Raw genomic sequence first — 18054 nt, forward strand, 5'->3', positions numbered from 1 at the left:
GAGATCCGCCACCCGCCTCCGTCATGCCCGGCCGGACCGCGCTCGGCCGGTCAGCGTCGCTTCTTGAAGAGCGTGCCGAACACGCCGCGCACGACCTCGCGCACGATCGTCTGGCCGGTGCGCGAGCCGAGGAGGTCGCTCACGACATTGCCGCCGCCCGTATCCTGCCTCGCCCTGGTGGTGGTGCGGGTCTGCGTGCGCGAGCGCGTGGCCCTCTCGGCGCGATCCCGCTCCTTCGCATCCTTCGCGGCCTGCTTCTCGGCCTCGGCGGCCGCAGCTTCCGCGCGCTCCCGCTCTGCCGCGGCGTTCATCTTCGACGTGAGCACCTCATGCGCCGACTGCGGATCGAGCACCGGCGCATACCGCGGGTACAGGGACGACGAGGCGACGAGCTGCCGGAGGCCATCTTCCGGGGTCGGCGACATGGATGCCTGCGGGGCGCGCAGCCGAGTCCAGGCGACCGGTGAGGGCGCGCCCTTCTCGTTCATGACCGTGACGATCGCCTCACCGGTGGCGAGCTGCGTGAGCACCTCTTCGAGGTCGTACCCGCTCTTGGGATACGTGCGCACCGTCTGCCGCAGAGCGGTCGCGTCGTCTGGCGTGTGTGCCCGCAGCTGGTGCTGGATGCGCGAGCCGAGCTGGGCGAGCACGTCGTCCGGCACGTCCTTGGGCGTCTGCGTGACGAAGAAGATGCCGACGCCCTTGGAGCGGATGAGCCGAACCGTCTGCGTGATCTGCTCGATGAATGCCTTCGAGGCGCCGGAGAAGAGCAGGTGCGCCTCGTCGAAGAAGAACACGAGCTTCGGCTTGTCGAGGTCGCCGACCTCGGGGAGCTCGTTGAACAGGTCCGCGAGCAGCCACATGAGGAACGTCGAGAAGAGCGCCGGGTTGCTGGCCACTCCGGGGAGCTCGAGCAGGCTGACGACCCCACGCCCGTCGTCCGTGACACGCAGGAACTCGCGGGTATCGATCTCGGTCTCGCCGAAGAAGATGTCAGCGCCCTGCTCGGAGAAGTTCACGAGCTCCCGCAGGATCACGCCGGCGGTCTGCTTCGAGAGGCCGCCGATTCCCTCGAGCTCGGCCTTGCCTTCTGCGCTCGTGAGGTACTGGAGCACCGTGCGCAGGTCCGACAGGTCCACGAGCGCGAGCCCGTGCTCATCCGCGAAGTGGAAGACGAGGCCGAGGCTCGACTCCTGCGTCTTGTTGAGGCCGAGCACCTTGGACAGCATGAGGGGTCCGAAGCTCGACACGGTCGCGCGGATCGGAACGCCGATGCCCCGCCCGCCGAGCGAGAACACCTCGGTCGGCGCGGCAGCGGGCACCCAGTCCTGGCCGATGCCCCGCGTGCGCGCGAGCAGCGCGTCGTTCGGCTCACCCGGGGTGGCGATGCCGGACAGGTCTCCCTTGATGTCGGCCGCGAACACGGGCACCCCAGCCGCCGAGAGCTGCTCGGCGAGCACCTGCAGGGTCTTCGTCTTGCCGGTGCCAGTTGCCCCAGCGACGAGCCCGTGGCGATTCGTCATCGCAAGCGGGATGCGCACCGGCACCCCTGGCACGGCCTCGCCGTTCACGATGGCGCCGATCTCGAGCGCAGCCGCCTCGAACGCGTACCCGGCACGCACGGCCTCGAGCTGCTGCTCGTCCAGCGGACCGGAGACGCTCGCCGCGGTGGCGGAAGCGGGAGCGGGCTCGGGCACGGGCACGGGCTCGGACTCGGCGGCCGCGGAGGCCTCAGCCTCTGCCTCGGCGGCAGCGAGGGCGGCCGTGGCTTCCTCGAGTGCTCTGCGTGCGGCTTCGATACGGGCATCGGCGTCAGTCATGGCACCAGGCTAGTCACTCCTAGACTTGGTTCCATGCCTCAGCTGGAAGCGTCCGTGATCGTGCCACTCTCCCCCGACGAGGCGTTCGCGCTCGCGCACACCGTCGGCGAGGCACGCAGCTGGGACCCTGGCGTCGTCCGCAGCCAGTACATCCGCGGCGCAAGCGCACCCCACCCTGGCGCGCACTTCTTCACGAAGACCCCGAGCGGGCGGCGCATGATCCTCGAGCTGCGTGTTGTGCACGCGCCGCTCATGAGCGCCGCAGAGATGGTCAAGGGCCCTGCCTGGCTCGCCTCGTTCGGTGAGGGCTGGCGGTTCGAGGCCGTCGACGGCGGCACGAAGGCGACCTGGAAGTACACGTACAAGCTCGCTTCCCCGGTCTTCGCCTCGACGCTCGGAGCTGCGACGAAGCCCGTATTCGACCGCGAGCTCAAGGAACGTGCCGACGCGTTCGCATCACGGGCCGAGCAGCTCGCCGCCGTCTGACAGCGGAACCGCTAAGCGGCTGGCAGGTAGGCGGCCCACTCCGGCAGCTCACGCTCGACGCTGCGCGGTGACCAGCCGGTGGCCCGCGGCGGCCGTGGGGTGAGGCGGAGTCGCCACCCCATCTCCCCCGGCGTCTTGTCGCCCTTGACGTTGTTGCAGCGCAGGCAGCACGCGACGAGGTTCTCCCAGCTGTCGCGCCCTCCTCTCGAGCGGGGCAGGATGTGGTCGATCGTGTTCGCGAACCCGTCGCAGTAGCCGCACCGGTTCGCGTCCCGGCGCAGCACTCCCTTCCGGCTGACGGGCTGCATGCGCGCCATGGGCACGCGCACGTACCTGGTGAGCAGGATGACGCGAGGCCGCTCCCAGACGCCGCTGGACGCGAGCACGGGGTGCTCCTCATCCACATCGATGACGCTTGCCTTGCCGTGGAGCACCAGCACGAGCGCCCGCCGGTCGGAGACCACCCCGAGTGGTTCGTAGCCTGCGTTCAGGACGAGAGTTCGCATCGCGGACCTGCTTTCGCATCCGTACGAAAAAAGGGCACCGCCCGGATCGGCGGCACCCTTGAATCGAGTAGGTAGATGGACTGACGAGACTCGTCGGCCTGTATTCGCATGGTCTGACAGGCTTCACCGCTCTGGTAGACGTCGAGGGCTGAGCACGCGCGCGCATCCGTGGCGTGGATGCTGCTGCGTGCCCTCATTGACGCTCCCGAGTGTCGTCGATCTGGCATCAGCGTAGACCACGCATGCAGAATGCGGGAGGGGCATCTTCGCTTGTTCACGGGCCGGAAAGGCCCGAGACAGGAAGCTGCCCCTCCCGCATCAGGAGGACCGAGGGGTCAGAGGCGCACGAAGTAGTAGCTGCCACCGGCGTCGAGGCCGCCGAGCTCGACCATGCGACCCTCGGTCGGAGCGTCGATCATCTGTCCGTTGCCGGCGTAGATGCCGACATGGAAGTTCGGGAAGATGACGAGGTCGCCCGGCTGCGGGTCGGAGACACGCGTTCCGGCGGCCGCCTGCGCGCTCACGCCGTGCGCGACATCCACACCGTGGAGGCCGAAGACGTACTTCACGAGACCGGAGCAGTCGAAGCCGTCTGGCGTCGCTCCGCCGAACACGTACGGCGAGACGCCGATGAACTGCGAGGCGGTCTCGACGACGCTGGCGCCGACAGCACTCTGTCCGCTCGCTCCGCTGGCGTCAGCCCTTGTCGTGTCTGCCGAAGTCGCGTCGGCCGTTGGCTCGGGCGTCGCCACGGCGGCGACCTGGTCTGCACTGAAGCTGACGACCGATGTCTCGGTGCGGTCGGTGACGGTCTCTGGTGCAGGAACGGCGGGAGTCGCATCGGCGACCGCATCGGCGATGGCCGCCTCGACGGATGCCTGGTCGTTCTGCGCGTCTGCGTTGGTGTCGTCGGAGGTGCCGTCCTGGGCTGTCACGGCACTGGAGAGGCTTGCCTCGCTGGCCGGCGCCGCCATCGTGCTCGGCACGATGGCGCCTGCGGTCGTGACGGCGGCGAGCGACGCCGCGATGGCGAGGCCGCCGGCGACGCGGCGCCGGGCGACGAGCTGCTTGGGGCGTGGGGCACGGAACGTCATGGCGCGCTCGCCCGCGAACGATGCTGGAACCGCGGGTCCGGATGAGGCCGCTCCGGCGGACGTGGCCGCGGCCTGCTCGGCAGGGACGACCGAGAGAAGCGAGGTCATCGCGTTGCGCTCGATGCGACCGGTCTCTTCGACCTGAGCGGATGCAGAGGACTGATGGTTGGCGACGGAGGCGAACGCCGATGCGCTCAGCGACTTCGTGGCAGCTGCGACGGGGCGCACACCGGTCTGGCGTTCGATGGCGCGTGCCTCGCGACGAGTCAGCGTGGTGCTCATGGATTTCCTTCGGGTGGAGCTGAGCACCAACCGGTGCCCTGGACTCCGACGAGCGTAACCGTTTATAACGGAATTGTCACGCTCAGATCACAGAAGCATCCCAAAACGTCACGTTTGGGTCACGAAGAACGACGCCGCGCACAGCAGATGCTGTGCGCGGCGTCGTGATGCAACGAGTCCGAACTGGCCGAACCTAGTTGAACGTGTAGTACACGGGGTTGCTCCACCAGATGGAGCGGTACTGCACGACCTTGCCGCCGTATCCGGGTGAGTCGATGACCATTCCGTCGCCGGCATAGATGCCGATGTGCGCTCCTGGCTGCACGACGAGGTCGCCGGGCTGGGGGCTGGACGTCTGGCGGGCGCCTGCGATCTGGTTGCTGACCGATCCAGACAGCGAGATGCCCTGCGTGGCGTAGACGGCCTTGGTGAGATCGGTGCAGGCGGGGAAGTACGAGCCGACGTAGCTGTGCGCGGCGGCGATCAAGCTCGACGTGTCGACGTTGCCCGATCCTGATGAGGAAGCACCTGACGAGGATGGCGACGACGAGGTCGTCGAGGTCTGGCTGCTGGTGCCGCCGCCGGACGATGTGCTGGACGACGTCGACGACTCCGCCTCTGGCTCCTGAGTCTCATCGGGAGTCGGCGTCGGGGTCGGGGTCTCGGCGACCGCGGCCAGGTCGTCGCTCGAGATGGAGACGACGGTCGAGTCAGTGCGGTCGACGGCGACCTCGGGAGCCGCGACGAGGGCGACTTCCTCGGCGGGCGCAGCTTCCGCGGCGGGAGTCGTGGTGGTGTCGGCGGGAGCGGCAGTTGCGTCCGGTGCGGTCGCTGCGACCAGGTTGGCCTGTGACTGCACCTCGCTCTTGCCATCTGCGACAGCCGCTGGGACGACGATGCCTGCCGTGGCGGCGGCGGCAACCGTCGCGGCGGCGGCGAAGCTCGCGGCCGTGCGGCGGCGACCGCGGGCTACAAGCGCGGCCGGCTTGGCCGCACGGATGCTCACCGCTCGGCCCGTGAAGGCTTCCGAGATGGGGGTCACGTCGGCCGAGGGCGCATCGTCGGCCTGCTCGGCTGCCTGGAAGGCGGCGCGGTCGACCGCGGGCGCAACGGGAAGAACAGAGACGAGCGAGCCGTGCTGGTTGCGCTCGATGCGAGCCGTGTCGTGCACGGATGCTGCTGTGGCGTCAGGGCGCGAGGTCTCCGTCGCCGAGAGCTCGGCGATGGACGCGTCGATGACCGGGGCAGAGACCCCGGTGACTGCCGCGGGAGCCGCGGCTGGCCGAACTCCGGTCTGCCGCTCGATCGCGCGGGCTTCGCGGCGGGTCAGCACCTTGGTGCTGTCCGTGCGCGGGGTGCTCGATGTGCTCAAGACTTCTCCTCGGGTGTTTTCGAACACCGTTGGAACCGGCATCCTCGACGCGTACGAGCCTACACAAAGGTCACAGAATTGTCACGGCCAGGTCACAAATCGATGCACGCGGAATCACGGAGCCATAACGACGAAGCGCGCCCAGCAGAAGCTGGACGCGCTTGTCGAGGTGAATCGCTGCTTAGCGGAGCGTCACGAAGTAGGGGCTGCCCCACGAGATCGAGCGGTACATGACCGACCGCGAGCCGTCGCCCGGATCGTCGATGACCATTCCGTTGCCCGCGTAGATGCCGATGTGCTCACCGGGCCAGACGACGAGGTCGCCGGGCTGCGGGTTCGTGGTCGGTGTGCCCATCGCTGCCTGCGCGGAGACGCCACGCGGGAGCGAGATGCCGACTGCTGCATACGCAGCCTGCGTCAGCAGGTCACACGACCCGAAGAGCGTGCCGACGTAGCTCATGGCAGCGGAAGAGACGCTCGACGAGTCGACGCTGAGTCCACCGGTCGAAGCCGAAGTGGCCTGGCCGGAGGTGCTTCCGCCGGTGGACGTCGTGCCACCGGTCGAGGCGCGGGTGTCTGCCGTTGCCGTGGGCTCAGGAGTTGCGACGACTTCGGCGACCTGGTCGCTCGAGAACGTCACGACGCTCGACTCGGTGCGGTCGACCGCGACCTCGGGGGCCGCGACGAGGTCAACTGAGACCTGCTCGGCAGTCGCTTCCTCGGTGGCCTCGGCTGTCGCGCTGGGCTCGGCCGCCGGAGCGTCCGTCTCAACGGTCGTAGCGGCGACGAGGTTGGCCTGGGCCTGGTCGGCACCGTTGCCGTCAGCCACTGCGGCCGGAACGACGACGCCAGCCGTCGCAATCGCGGCCGCCGTGGCAGCGGCGGCGAAGCCACCTGCCGTGCGTCGGCGCTGGCGAGCGACGACTGCGGCAGGCTTGGCAGCGCGGATGCTCAGCGAGCGCCCCGTGAATGCCTCGGGGATCTCGATGACGTCGGCGAGCTTCGTCTCGACGGCCTCATCGCCAGCGACCTGGGGCAGTGCCGTGGTCGTGGGAAGCACGGAGACGAGCGCACCGAGTTCGTTGCGCTCGATGTGAGCGGTGTCGTGCACAGATGCAGAGGGCGCTGAGGTGATCTCTGCGACCGAAGCCTCGATCACCGGCGCGGACACACCCGCGACACCGACGGTCGCCACCGGGCGCTGGCCCGTGCGGCGCTCGATCTCACGAGCCTGGCGTCGCGTCAGCGGTGCCGTGGCATTCGAAAAGTTTTCCAAGTCGTTCCTCCAGCGCCTGACTCCTGGGAGCCGATCCCGCTCTTGCCTGTTACCAGGGGAAGCTAGGTCGAGGAGCGGGATGCGGCGCCTCGGCCTGCCAGCTATGCAGATTGCATAGCTCATGACTCGGACAACACTAGTGGAAAACCTGTGAATTGTCACGCTTCGGTGTCAGAACCCTAACGCCGAGGTAACGAGTCCCGGAATAGAGCGGAAGTCAGGCGCTTCGAGGTCCGCAGAACGCGGAGGAGATCTTCAGCTGGCCGTGACCAGATCTCAGCCTATCGCACCTTCGGGGCTCAGGATCGCATCTACGTAGACGTGTTCTGCGGTTTCCAGCGAGACCTCCACACCGATGCCGCCTGACGCGGGCAGGAGACCGATCCACGCACCGCGACGCTGCAGCGTGACCTGGGTGCCAGGAAGGACCCCGGCCTCGCGGAGCAGCGTAAGGGTCTGCAGGTCGGACTGGACTGGCTCGCCGAGGCGACGCACCTTCGCGAGGACCGGCTCGGTCGACGTCGCGCCGCTCGCCGCGACCTCGAGCAGCGTCGAGACGCTCACGACGCCGGACAGGAACTCCTCAGCGGGCTCGGCGCCGAACTCGTCGAGCCCGGGAATCGGCGTGCCGTACGGCGACTCGCTCGGGCGCCCGAGCATCTCGAAGATGCGCTGCTCGGCCTCGTCGCTCATGACGTGCTCCCAGCGGCAGGCTTCTTCATGCACCTGCGCGAGGTCCAGGCCGATCACGTTCGCGAGCAGCCCCTCGGCGATGCGGTGCTTCCGAAGCACTCGGGTGGCTTTCGCGCGACCGTCGATGGTGAGCACGAGCCTGCGGTCGCTCGCGACGGAGACGAGTCCGTCGCGCTCCATGCGGGCGATCGTCTGCGACACCGTCGGCCCCGAGTGGCCGAGCCGCTCGGAGATCCGAGCGCGAAGCGGGGTGATGCCCTCTTCCTCGAGGTCGAGAATGGTGCGGAGATACATCTCCGTGGTGTCCACCAGATTGGTCACGCCCCGCCACCTCCCGTTGCATTGGTCCGCCAAGCCTAGCGGCGAGCGAGGCCACTCGCGCGCATAGGCTTGCAGCATGCCTGACATTCGCATCCCGACTGAGTTCATTCCGCTCGACGGCCGATTCGGCTGCGGCCCGTCGGTTGTACGGCCCGCACAGATCGACCACCTCGTCGCAGGGGCCACGAGCATCCTCGGCACCTCGCACCGCCAAGCGCCGGTGAAGGACCTGGTCGGCCGGGTCCGCACCGGGCTCTCGTCGCTCTACCGACTTCCCGACGGCTACGAGATCCTCCTCGGCAACGGCGGGTCGACCGCGTTCTGGGACTCGGCTGCCTTCGGCCTGATCGCCGACCGCGCCCAGAACCTGACGTTCGGCGAGTTCGGCGGGAAGTTCGCCAAGGCCGCCGCCGCCCCGTGGCTCACAGCCCCTGACGTGCGCTCCGCCGAGCCCGGCACCATCGCCGCCCCCGAGGCCCTTGCCGGTGTGGACGTCTATGCCTGGCCGCACAACGAGACGTCGACGGGCGCGATGGCCCCCATCCGCCGCGTGCACGGTGACGAGGGCGCACTGACCGTCATCGACGCGACGAGCGCTGCCGGCGGCGTCGACATCGACATCAGCGAGACGGACGTCTACTACTTCGCTCCGCAGAAGAACTTCGGTTCGGACGGTGGCCTCTGGATCGCGATCGCGTCGCCCGCCGCTCTCGAGCGAATCGAGCGCATCGCGGCCTCAGACCGCTACATCCCCGACTTCCTGAAGCTCAGCCACGTGGTCGAGAACTCGCGGAAGAACCAGACGCTCAACACCCCCGCGATCTCGACGCTCCTGCTCCTCGAGGCCCAGCTCGACTGGATCAACGGCAACGGCGGACTCGCCTGGGCCGACAGCCGGACCCGCACATCCTCCGGGATCATGTACGACTGGGCCGAGGCCTCGGCGTATGCGACCCCGTTCGTCTCGAACCCGGCGGAACGCTCGCAGGTCGTCACGACGATCGACTTCAACGACGACGTGGACGCCGCCGCGATCGCTGCGGCTCTCCGTGCCAACGGCATCGTCGACACGGAGCCCTACCGCAAGCTCGGCCGCAATCAGCTGCGGGTGGCGACCTTCACCTCCGTCGACCCCGACGATGTCCGACGTCTCACCGGTGCTATCGACTACGTGATCGAGCACCTGGGCTGAGTCGATCTCTCGCGCTGAGCGAGAAGCGACGCACGAAGAAGGGGCGTCACCAGCAGCTGCTGGTGACGCCCCTTCTCTCTCCGCGGAAGGTGCCCGCGTCGCGCTAGTCCTCCGTGCGAGCCGTGTCCGCAGCGGTCGAGTCCGCGGCCCGCGAGTCGTCGGGAGCGGTCTCAGGCTCGAAATCGACACCATCGAACACGTCGTCCATGTCGTCGGCGAACTCGCGGATGTCGGCTGCCTCACCGAATTCGACGGGATCCTGCGCCGGAAGCTCGTCCTCGCTTCTCGGCACGACCACCACGCGGCGGCGCTTGCCCCGAGCCTTGGCCTTCGCGGGCTCGGCGTGCACCGCAGCGACCCGGTCGGATGCGACGGGCCCGTCGGCCGAGTCGGCCGCACCCGTTTCAACGACCGGCGCGGCGTCTGCCGCCTTGACGGCCTTCTTGCGCTTCCGACGCTCGGGCTTCTGCGGGGCAGTCTCGTCGGATGCCTCGTCCGGCCTGCCGTCGGTCAGCTCGATCGCCTCGGGACTGGCCTGGTCGACACGCTTGCGCCGCGACTTCTTCGGCTTGCCCTCGCTCGGTGCTTCGTCGGCGGAAGCGCCGGAGGCGTCCTCGGGAGTGCCACCGCGCTCAACGCTGCCAGCCGCGGGCTCGTCTCCAGCCTCCGATTTCGCCTTCTTCGCGGACTTGTCCTTCTTGCGCTTCTTCTTCTTCGGCTTCTCAGCCGCTGCGCCCGCGTCGATATCCTCGGCGGAAGCGAGCTGACCCGGCTCAGCGGCGGTGGCCTCGTCCTCACCCGACTCAGCGCCTGTCGGCTCGACTTCGGCGGTCCCATCGGCACCGATGCGGCGACGCGTACGAGTGCGGCGGATGCGCTTGCTCGACTTCGGAGCGGGCTCCTCACCCGTCGCCTCGGCCGGCTCGTCGCCGACCTCGGCGGCTTCGCCGGCCTCGAGCAGCTGGGCGGCCTCGTAATCGGCGAGTCGGTCGGACCACGGCACCCACGAGGGTGCGAGCAGAGCCCCGTCTCCGGGCAGCAGCTCGACCTCGAGCACCGTCGGCTCCGCCTGGTCGACGAGCCGAACCAGCGAGACGTTCCAGCGCCAATCCGGGTATCCAGGCAGGCGGGTCGTGTACTGCAGGGTGTAGACCCCGTCATCCGTCTCCGGGACGACGGCGACGAGCTCGCCGAGCTCCGAGGCCGGCGTCACGTCCAGCAGCGCGGCCCACGCGAGCCGTCGCGAAGGTTCGAGCTCGGCCGCGTCGAGGGCGACCCCGAGCGGGGCTGGAAGCACGGCCTCGTTCGTCATCAGGCGTCCAAGTCGTCCGCGACGCGACGGAGCATCGCTGCGATCTTCGCGCCCTGCGGCTTCTCTGGGTAGCGGCCTCGACGCATCGCGCCGCCGACCGTGTCGAGCAGCTTCACGAGGTCCTCGATGATGACCGCCATGTCATCAGGCGACTTGCGCTGGATGCGCGCGACGCTCGGGGGCGCCTCGAGGACGCGAACCGACAGCGCCTGCGCACCGCGTCGGCCGTCGGCGATGCCGAACTCGAGCTTCGTTCCCGGGCGCACCGACGAGGTCCCTGCTGGCAGCGCCGTCGCGTGCAGGAAGATCTCCTGACCGTCGTCGGCCGCAATGAAACCGAATCCCTTGTCCTCGTCGTAGAACTTCACCTTGCCGGTGGGCATGGCCATCTCCTTGTTCGGCGCGTAGAGCACCAGATCGAACTTTCACAGGCGGGGCGGCGAACTTCGTCTCCCCTGGTCGGCCGCGGCGTGCGGCTGATCCGAACCAGTCTACGGTGGCGCGCATGTCGATTAGTCTGGTTCGGTGACCTCTTCCAACGGCGCCCCCATCGCGAAGGGCGAACGCATCCTCGCATTCATGTCCCTCGGCATCGCGGCGATCTCGTTCATCGCGCTCCTGGTGCTTCTCGCGACGCCGCTTCTCGGCATCGAAGTGGACGCAACCAATCCCATCTGGCCGACGCTGCTCTTCGTCACCTACCTCGGGTTCCCGATCGCGTTCCTCCTCATCCTCTCGCTCATCATCTGGCGCGTCGTCGCGAACCGGCGTTCGCGGGGCAGGTCCGAGAACTGATCGACGCCTCCCCGAGCGCGCTGCGGGTGCTCCAACTCCTCCGCAGCCTCGATCGCACCGACCTCGCCGCCCTCGCAAGCTGGCGCAGGTTGTCGATGCGCGGCTCGAACGGGGCCATGGACATCGCCGAGGCCCTCGCAGATGAGGCCGACATCGGCGAGGCCGTGGGCAAGCTCGGCTGGCGGGATGCATCCCGCTTGGCTTCGGGCTCGGTGGAGGCGCTGCAGAGCGCGCGGCTTCGCGGCCTCGCCGTCGGCACACCGGAGGCTCCCGAGCTCCTGCCCGCCGCATCCGCCGCGCTCACCCGACAGCTCGCCGGGGCGGGCGACGACGTGACCGTCGAGCGGGCGAACCTCGCGCCGCTCCCCCAGGCCACAGAGCGCGCCCACGGCGCAGCGCAGCTCGCGGCGGACGCGATCGCCTCGCTCGACCTCGCCCCGCGCGCCTACCGAGACGGTCGGGGTGGCCTGCAACTCGGCGCCACGACGGTCCGGCGCATCGCCGCCGAGCTGCACACCGAGCAGACCGTGCTCTCGCCGCTCTTCGAGTGGATGCTCGACCTGGGCCTCTGCAGCCCGGTCGCGGATGCCATGCGCCCGACGGCCGCCGGGCGCGCCTTCAGATTGAGCGCCCCGCTCGATCGCTGGCGCCGACTGGCCGAGTGCTGGCTGGCCGAGCTCAGCGTGACGAACCGCGCAGGACTACTCAGTGACAGCGCGAGCCACGCGACCCCGCAGACGGAGCTCCTAGGCCTGACTGTCGAGGGCCGACTCAGCCAGCTCGGGCTCCTGCTCACGCACGACGACCTCCGGGCCGCGGCAGAGCTCCTCGCGTCCGCGCTCCCTGAGGAGGTGGCAGGCGTCTACCTGCAGCCCGACCTCTCGATCATCGCGCCCGGCCCGCTCGCCCCCGTCGACGAGCAGGCGCTGCAGGCGGTGGCGTCCCTCGAGCGACGCGGGCTCGCGTCGAGCTACCGCCTCTCCGAGGCGTCCGTCACGCACGCCCTCGGCACGGGCCTCTCCATCGCCGAGATCGAGGCGACGCTGGCGAGGCTCTCCCTCACGGGCATCCCGCAACCGGTCGAGTACCTGCTCCGCGAGGCCTCGAACCGGCACGGTCGGGTCCGGGTCCGGGAGCATCCCGTGAGACCGGGGACCATCGTCACGAGCCAGGACCCAGCCCTCATGGACGCGCTCCGGGTGGATGCCGCGGTCGCTCCGCTCGGGCTGCGCCAGTCGGGGGAAGGCGCGCTCGTCTCCTCAGCCTCTCGAGACACGGTCGTGCTGATGCTCCTCGACGCTCGATACCCGGCCAGCGCAGAGAACGCCGAGGGCCAGCTCGTTCCCCTGCGACCGAGGGAGACGGCCCCCGCCCGGGAGCTCGGTCCCAGTGACGCGGCACTGCGCTTCGCCGACGCGTTGCACGACGAGGCGACCCGGCTCGATGCCGGCGACGACGCGCAGACGTGGGTGCAGCGGCAGCTGGAGGTCGCCAGGCGGGCGAAGAGCGAAGTGACGGTGAGAGTCGACCTCGGCGGCGGCAAGGAGACCACCCTCCGACTCGTCCCGATGAGCGTCGCGGCGGGACGCCTGCGAGCGCGCGACCTCGCGGCCGACGTCGAGCGAACCCTGCCGATCCGCGCGATCCTCGAAGTCCAGCTCTCCGAACAGCCGGACGTCGAGTAGCGCCCACGCATTCGGAGCGCTTCACCGACAAGCACTCAGGCGCACCGATGCCGACGAGTATGATCGACCGTTATGGCACTTGGACCGTTGATCGTACAGAGCGACAGAACTGTCCTGCTCGAAGTGGCGCATCCCGACGCCGAAGCAGCCCGCCACGCGCTGGCCGTGTTCGCCGAACTGGAACGCGCACCCGAGCACATCCACACCTACCGCATCACGCGCCTCGGGCTCTGGAACGCACGCGCCGCCGGGCACGAGGCCGACGAGATGCTCGACGTGCTCGAGCGCTTCGCGAAGTTCCCGGTGCCCGCCTCGGTCTCCGCGGAGATCCGCGAGACGGTGGCGCGCTACGGCAAGCTCGTGATCTCCCGAGACGATGACGGTGAGCTCATCGTCTCCAGCGACGACCCCGCCGTGCTCCTCCAGATCTCCAAGGCCAAGCACGTCGCGCCGCTCCTCGAAGGACCGACCGGCGAGTCAGGATTCCGTGTCCAGGCCTGGGCACGCGGCGAGCTCAAGCAGCAGCTCGTGAAGCTCGGCTGGCCGGCCGAGGACCTCGCCGGGTACACCCCTGGCACGCCGCACGCCATCGCGCTCGACGAGTCCGAGTGGCAGCTGCGCGACTACCAGCGCTCCGCCGTCGACCACTTCTTCGAGGGCGGCTCTGGAGTCGTCGTGCTTCCCTGCGGCGCAGGAAAGACCCTGGTGGGTGCCGGTGCGATGGCCACGGCGTCCACAAGCACCCTCATCCTCGTGACCAACACCGTCTCCGCGAGGCAGTGGCGCGACGAGCTGCTGCGCCGAACCACGCTCACGGAGGAAGAGATCGGCGAGTACTCGGGCGAGATCAAGGAGATCAAGCCCGTCACGATCGCCACGTACCAGATCCTCACGGCGCGCCGGAAGGGTGTCTACACGCACCTCTCGCTGCTCGATGCCCTCGACTGGGGCCTCATCGTCTACGACGAGGTGCACCTCCTCCCGGCCCCCGTCTTCAAGCTCACGGCCGAGCTGCAGGCGCGCCGACGGCTCGGCCTCACCGCGACGCTCGTGCGCGAGGACGGCCGCGAGGGCGACGTGTTCAGCCTCATCGGGCCCAAGCGGTTCGATGCCCCGTGGAAGGACATCGAGGCGCAGGGCTACATCTCGCCGGCCAAGTGCTACGAGGTGCGCGTCGACCTCCCGTACGAGACACGCATGGAGTACGCGGCGGCGAGCGACGACGAACGCTACCGCATCGCCGCCACGGCGCCGGCAAAGCACGAGCTCGTGAAGGCCCTCATCCGCAAGCACGAAGGTGAGAACATCCTCGTCATCGCGCAGTACCTCGATCAGATCGACAGCATCGCCGAGGAGCTGGGCGTGCCCAAGCTCACCGGTCAGACGCCCATCGCCGAACGCGAGGAGCTGTTCCAGGCGTTCCGCGAGGGACGCGAGAAGGTGCTCGTCGTGTCGAAGGTGGCGAACTTCTCGGTCGACCTCCCCGACGCGTCCGTCGCCGTGCAGATCTCCGGCTCGTACGGGTCGAGGCAAGAGGAGGCCCAGCGCCTCGGTCGCCTTCTGCGTCCGAGCTCGAGCGGCGTGACCGCGTCGTTCTACACGCTCGTCTCGCGCGAGACGGTCGACCAGGACTTCGCGCAGAACCGGCAGCGCTTCCTCGCCGAGCAGGGCTACTCCTACGAGATCCTGGACGCCGACGCGATCCTCGCACCCGCCTAGCAGCAACCGACCGAACCGATCACACGCGGGCGAGCAGCTCCACGTGGGTCATCACGAACTCCGCGTCGTCATCCTCGGCCCACGCGGACCAGGCGTCGGCGATCTGCTGGAGATCACCCGCCGAGGCGATGCCCCTCGCGCGCGCGTCCTCCGCGAAGCGCGACCGCGTAGCGCGCTCCGCCCACGTGGATCCCCACCACTCGAGTTCGTCGGCCGTCGCGAAGATCCAGGCGCTCGCAGTGAGGCGCGTGTTCTCGAGGCCGGCGGCCCGCGCCCAGCGCCGCAGGAACCGTCCCGCGTTCGGCTCGCCATCGTTCGAACGCGCGACACGGTCGTAGACCGCGAGCCAGTGGTCGAGGGCCGGGAGCTGGGGAGCCCAGACGCAGGTCCCGTAGTCGACGTCCCTCACCGCGATGAGCCCGCCAGGCTTCGTCACACGGCGCATCTCCCTCAGCGCGGCGACCGGGTCGGCCAGATGCTGGAGCACCTGATGCGCGTGCACCACGTCGAACTCACCGTCAGCGAAGTCGAGCGCGTAGACGTCACCCAGGAGGAACCTCGTGCGAGTGTCCCCGCGATCGGCGGCCGCGGCACGCGCAACGCCGAGTGGCTCGTCGACGACCTCGATGCCCGTGACCTGCCCGGTGCTCCCGACCCGCCCTGCGAGGTCGAGCGTTATCGAACCGGGCCCGCAACCGACGTCGAGCACGCGCATCCCCGCATCGAGCTCGGGAAGCAGGTAGGCGGCGGAGTTCTCCGCCGTGCGTCGACCATGGGATCGGAGCACGCTCGAGTGATGGCCGTGGGTGTACCTCGGTGCTCCGGAGTCATCCATGTCGGCACAGTAGCGCAGCGCCTTCGTCCGAGCATCCGACAGAACGCGGCCCAGCAGATTAGCGCACCCGCGTAGCCGCGACACCGCGCGCCGTCAGACTTCACTCAGACGGCGTCAAGATACTTAGTGCATGACTGATGGCCCCAAGATTCTCGTCGTTGACGACGAGCCAAACATCCGCGAACTCCTGTCGACCAGCCTGCGTTTCGCAGGGTTCATGGTGCGTGCCGTCGGCAACGGCGCCGCCGCGATCTCCGCCGTCATCGAGGAGGAGCCCGACCTCATCGTCCTCGATGTCATGCTCCCCGATATGAACGGCTTCGGTGTCACCAAGCGCCTCCGCGCATCCGGGTACACGAGCCCCATCCTCTTCCTCACGGCGAAGGATGACACCGACGACAAGATCGAGGGCCTCAACGCAGGCGGTGACGACTACGTCACCAAGCCATTCAGCCTCGACGAGATCGTCGCCCGCATCAAGGCGATCCTCCGCCGCACGATGCAGGCCGAAGAAGAAGCGGTCATCCGCACAGGCGAGCTCACCATGGACCAGGACACCCACGAGGTGTTCATCGGAGACGAGCCCATCGAGCTCTCCCCCACCGAGTTCAAGCTGCTGCGCTACCTCATGCTCAACCCGAACCGCGTGCTCTCCAAGGCGCAGATCCTCGACCACGTGTGGGAGTACGACTTCAACGGCGACGCCGGAATCGTCGAGTCGTACATCTCGTACCTGCGTCGCAAGCTCGACCAGTTCACCGAGGAGCCCCTGATCCAGACCAAGCGCGGCTTCGGCTACATGCTGAAGGTCTCCGGGGCCAAGGCCTGACAGAGGTGGCCAGGCTCGGTCACGAGGGGAACTAGGCGGTGCCGTTCAAAGCCTGGCGCTGGGATCGGCTCTCGCTCCGCAACAAGCTGACGATCGTCAACATCACCCTGTTGACGTTCGGCATCGTCGTCGCCGGCATCGGCACGACGTTGCTGCTGCGACCGACACTCGTGTCGCAGACCGACTCGCAGCTGAGCGTCTACGCGAGCGATCCGACCCAGTTCCTCGCCGCCGACCCCTCGTCCCGGCTGATCACCTACGATGCGATCCGCATCGCGCCCTCGACGCTGTACGTCGCGGTGCTCGACGCCGAGGGCAATGTCGTCGTCGACAACTGGGGGCAGTGGCAGCGCCCGCAGGCCATCGCGCCGGAAGTGCCCTCCGATGCCGCGAACCGAGGAAGCCAGAGCCTCTTCGACATCGAGGACCCGCTCGGCGCGACGTGGCGGACGATCACCGTGCCAGAGGGCGAGTACGCCGCCGACCAGGTCCGTGGCACGCTGCTCATTGCCGCTCCGCTCACGAGCGTCAATGCGACCATGGTCAACTTCCTCGCCATCTTCTTCGGGTTCGGGCTGACCGTCGTCATCTTCGGCGCAGCTCTGACACGAGTCCTCGTCTCCGCGACCCTGCTGCCGCTGCGCCAGGTCGAGGCGACGGCCATGCAGTTCGCCTCCGGCGACTACTCGCAGCGGCTGCCTGCTGGCACGCCGAACACCGAGGTCGGGCGCCTCTCGCGCTCGCTCAACACGATGCTGGTGCGCATCGACCATGCCTTCGACGAGCGCACCCGCACCATCGCCCAGATGCGCCGCTTCGTCGGCGACGCGAGCCACGAGCTGCGAACGCCGCTGGTCACGGTGCGCGGCTACGCCGAGCTCTACCGCATGGGCGCCCTCAACGACCCGGAGAAGGTCGGGCAGGCCATGGAACGCATCGAGAAGGAGGCCCTCCGCATGGGCGGCCTCGTCGAGGACCTCCTGCAGCTCGCGAGACTCGACGAGACCCGCGAGCTCGTAAAGGATGTCATCGACCTCGAGCCCATCGCAGAAGATGCTGCCATGGATGCGCACGCGACCTCGAAGGACCGCGTCGTCCGAGCGCTCCCCGTGCGGATCATCCAGGAGCCGCGAGATGAGGCTGACGTCCCCGGAACGGCAACCACGGGCGAGCTGCCAGCGCCGATCGAGGCGGACGTGGTGCCCGCCGGTGACGCCGCTGCCCCGGAAGCCGCCGCCGCGAGGCGCGCCATCTGGCGCAGGCGGCCTCTGCCACGGCCCGCCCTCCGCGGCTTCCCCATCCGCCGCCGCGGCGTCGAGCCGAGCACGGGTGAAGCCCCGGAAGTCGACGACGACTACGGCGACGTGCCCGCCATGGTGCACGCGAACGAGGACAAGGTTCGCCAGGCGATCTCGAACCTGCTCGGCAACGCCATGCGGTACACACCTGAGGGCTCGCCGCTGGAAGTCGGTGTCACCGTGGACCTGCCGAATCAGCTCGCGATCGTCGACATCATCGACCACGGCGAAGGTATCCCACCGCAGATCAGGCAGAAGATCTTCGAGCGATTCTGGCGCGCGGACACCTCGCGAGCCCGCGAGACCGGCGGCTCGGGACTCGGCCTCTCGATCGTCTCCGCGATCATGAAGGCGCACGACGGCGAGGTCGACGTGTTCGAGACGCCGGGCGGCGGGGCCACCTTCCGCCTCAAGTTCCCACTCCTCATGTCCGCGCCTGTGGACAGCGCCTCGTCCACAGCCCCGAACTCCTGAGGCCGGCACCGCCCTCCTCCCCCGTAGCCTTCTCGCGAAGAGCCGCCGGACCCGCTCGGCGGCCG

16 protein-coding genes are annotated in these 18054 nt (G+C 68.8%); 7 read left to right on the forward strand and 9 right to left on the reverse strand.

Features of this window, described 5'->3' with window-relative positions:
* Positions 1-50: 50 nt before the first annotated feature.
* Positions 51-1820 (reverse strand): helicase HerA-like domain-containing protein, encoded by a 1770-nt coding sequence (locus C5B97_RS13315; protein WP_104312464.1) that lies wholly within the window; start codon positions 1818-1820, stop codon positions 51-53.
* Positions 1821-1853: 33 nt separating this feature from the next.
* Here C5B97_RS13315 and C5B97_RS13320 point away from each other — a divergent pair, with 33 nt between their 5' ends.
* Positions 1854-2306 carry an SRPBCC family protein gene (locus C5B97_RS13320; RefSeq protein WP_104312465.1) on the forward strand — a complete coding sequence of 151 codons (453 nt, stop codon included), beginning with the start codon at positions 1854-1856 and terminating at the stop codon, positions 2304-2306.
* A gap of 11 nt (positions 2307-2317) precedes the next feature.
* Here C5B97_RS13320 and C5B97_RS13325 read toward each other — a convergent pair whose 3' ends face one another.
* From C5B97_RS13325 to C5B97_RS13345, 5 genes are all read right to left on the reverse strand, one after another.
* Positions 2318-2812, reverse strand: a complete 495-nt coding sequence (locus tag C5B97_RS13325; RefSeq protein WP_104253808.1) for an HNH endonuclease — start codon at positions 2810-2812, stop codon at positions 2318-2320.
* A 335-nt stretch (positions 2813-3147) separates the two neighbouring features.
* Entirely contained in the window at positions 3148-4188 is a 1041-nt protein-coding gene (locus tag C5B97_RS13330; protein ID WP_104312466.1) for a C40 family peptidase, read from the reverse strand.
* 193 nt (positions 4189-4381) lie between these two features.
* A complete protein-coding gene (locus C5B97_RS13335) occupies positions 4382-5560 on the reverse strand; it encodes an NlpC/P60 family protein (protein WP_181027009.1) in 1179 nt (392 codons plus the stop codon).
* Between the two features lie 181 nt (positions 5561-5741).
* Positions 5742-6836, reverse strand: coding sequence for a C40 family peptidase (locus C5B97_RS13340; protein ID WP_181027010.1), 1095 nt, complete (start codon positions 6834-6836; stop codon positions 5742-5744).
* A gap of 276 nt (positions 6837-7112) precedes the next feature.
* Positions 7113-7850 carry a metal-dependent transcriptional regulator gene (locus C5B97_RS13345; protein WP_104312469.1) on the reverse strand — a complete coding sequence of 246 codons (738 nt, stop codon included), beginning with the start codon at positions 7848-7850 and terminating at the stop codon, positions 7113-7115.
* A 76-nt stretch (positions 7851-7926) separates the two neighbouring features.
* Between C5B97_RS13345 and serC the strand changes: the two genes are divergently transcribed.
* The gene (gene serC / locus C5B97_RS13350; protein ID WP_104312470.1) at positions 7927-9042 is read left to right on the forward strand and encodes a phosphoserine transaminase; all 1116 of its coding nucleotides are present in this window, start codon (positions 7927-7929) and stop codon (positions 9040-9042) included.
* Positions 9043-9145: 103 nt separating this feature from the next.
* On the opposite strand, the gene C5B97_RS13355 is transcribed toward serC, so the two are convergent.
* Entirely contained in the window at positions 9146-10354 is a 1209-nt protein-coding gene (locus C5B97_RS13355) for a DUF3027 domain-containing protein (protein WP_104312471.1), read from the reverse strand.
* Entirely contained in the window at positions 10354-10737 is a 384-nt protein-coding gene (locus C5B97_RS13360) for a cold-shock protein (RefSeq protein ID WP_104253894.1), read from the reverse strand. Before C5B97_RS13360 ends, C5B97_RS13355 begins: the two co-directional genes overlap by 1 nt.
* Positions 10738-10879: 142 nt before the next feature.
* Between C5B97_RS13360 and C5B97_RS13365 the strand changes: the two genes are divergently transcribed.
* The 3 genes from C5B97_RS13365 to C5B97_RS13375 all read left to right on the forward strand — a co-directional run bounded on the left by C5B97_RS13365 (position 10880) and on the right by C5B97_RS13375 (position 14553).
* A complete protein-coding gene (locus C5B97_RS13365; protein WP_104253815.1) occupies positions 10880-11149 on the forward strand; it encodes a hypothetical protein in 270 nt (89 codons plus the stop codon).
* 26 nt (positions 11150-11175) lie between these two features.
* Positions 11176-12834, forward strand: a complete 1659-nt coding sequence (locus C5B97_RS13370; RefSeq protein ID WP_104312472.1) for a helicase-associated domain-containing protein — start codon at positions 11176-11178, stop codon at positions 12832-12834.
* A gap of 72 nt (positions 12835-12906) precedes the next feature.
* The gene (locus C5B97_RS13375) at positions 12907-14553 is read left to right on the forward strand and encodes a DNA repair helicase XPB (protein ID WP_104312473.1); all 1647 of its coding nucleotides are present in this window, start codon (positions 12907-12909) and stop codon (positions 14551-14553) included.
* A 19-nt stretch (positions 14554-14572) separates the two neighbouring features.
* On the opposite strand, the gene C5B97_RS13380 is transcribed toward C5B97_RS13375, so the two are convergent.
* Entirely contained in the window at positions 14573-15388 is an 816-nt protein-coding gene (locus C5B97_RS13380) for a methyltransferase domain-containing protein (RefSeq protein ID WP_104312474.1), read from the reverse strand.
* A 130-nt stretch (positions 15389-15518) separates the two neighbouring features.
* Between C5B97_RS13380 and C5B97_RS13385 the strand changes: the two genes are divergently transcribed.
* Both C5B97_RS13385 and C5B97_RS13390 read left to right on the forward strand, forming a co-directional pair.
* Complete coding sequence (locus tag C5B97_RS13385) at positions 15519-16217, forward strand: response regulator transcription factor (protein ID WP_068479813.1); 699 nt, start codon at positions 15519-15521, stop codon at positions 16215-16217.
* A 38-nt stretch (positions 16218-16255) separates the two neighbouring features.
* A complete protein-coding gene (locus C5B97_RS13390; protein ID WP_104312475.1) occupies positions 16256-17989 on the forward strand; it encodes a cell wall metabolism sensor histidine kinase WalK in 1734 nt (577 codons plus the stop codon).
* The last annotated feature ends 65 nt before the right edge of the window (positions 17990-18054 follow it).

Source organism: Pseudoclavibacter sp. RFBB5 (assembly GCF_002931555.1).
Classification (GTDB): domain Bacteria; phylum Actinomycetota; class Actinomycetes; order Actinomycetales; family Microbacteriaceae; genus Pseudoclavibacter.

What these genes read in the sequence shown, in the direction of transcription:
- C5B97_RS13315 (WP_104312464.1), bottom strand. Translation starts at nt 1,820, where the DNA reads ATGACTGACGCCGATGCCCGTATCGAAGCCGCACGCAGAGCACTCGAG.
- serC (WP_104312470.1), top strand. Translation starts at nt 7,927, where the DNA reads ATGCCTGACATTCGCATCCCGACTGAGTTCATTCCGCTCGACGGCCGA.
- C5B97_RS13375 (WP_104312473.1), top strand. Translation starts at nt 12,907, where the DNA reads ATGGCACTTGGACCGTTGATCGTACAGAGCGACAGAACTGTCCTGCTC.
- C5B97_RS13320 (WP_104312465.1), top strand. Translation starts at nt 1,854, where the DNA reads ATGCCTCAGCTGGAAGCGTCCGTGATCGTGCCACTCTCCCCCGACGAG.
- C5B97_RS13380 (WP_104312474.1), bottom strand. Translation starts at nt 15,388, where the DNA reads ATGGATGACTCCGGAGCACCGAGGTACACCCACGGCCATCACTCGAGC.
- C5B97_RS13385 (WP_068479813.1), top strand. Translation starts at nt 15,519, where the DNA reads ATGACTGATGGCCCCAAGATTCTCGTCGTTGACGACGAGCCAAACATC.
- C5B97_RS13330 (WP_104312466.1), bottom strand. Translation starts at nt 4,188, where the DNA reads ATGAGCACCACGCTGACTCGTCGCGAGGCACGCGCCATCGAACGCCAG.
- C5B97_RS13355 (WP_104312471.1), bottom strand. Translation starts at nt 10,354, where the DNA reads ATGACGAACGAGGCCGTGCTTCCAGCCCCGCTCGGGGTCGCCCTCGAC.
- C5B97_RS13325 (WP_104253808.1), bottom strand. Translation starts at nt 2,812, where the DNA reads ATGCGAACTCTCGTCCTGAACGCAGGCTACGAACCACTCGGGGTGGTC.
- C5B97_RS13360 (WP_104253894.1), bottom strand. Translation starts at nt 10,737, where the DNA reads ATGCCCACCGGCAAGGTGAAGTTCTACGACGAGGACAAGGGATTCGGT.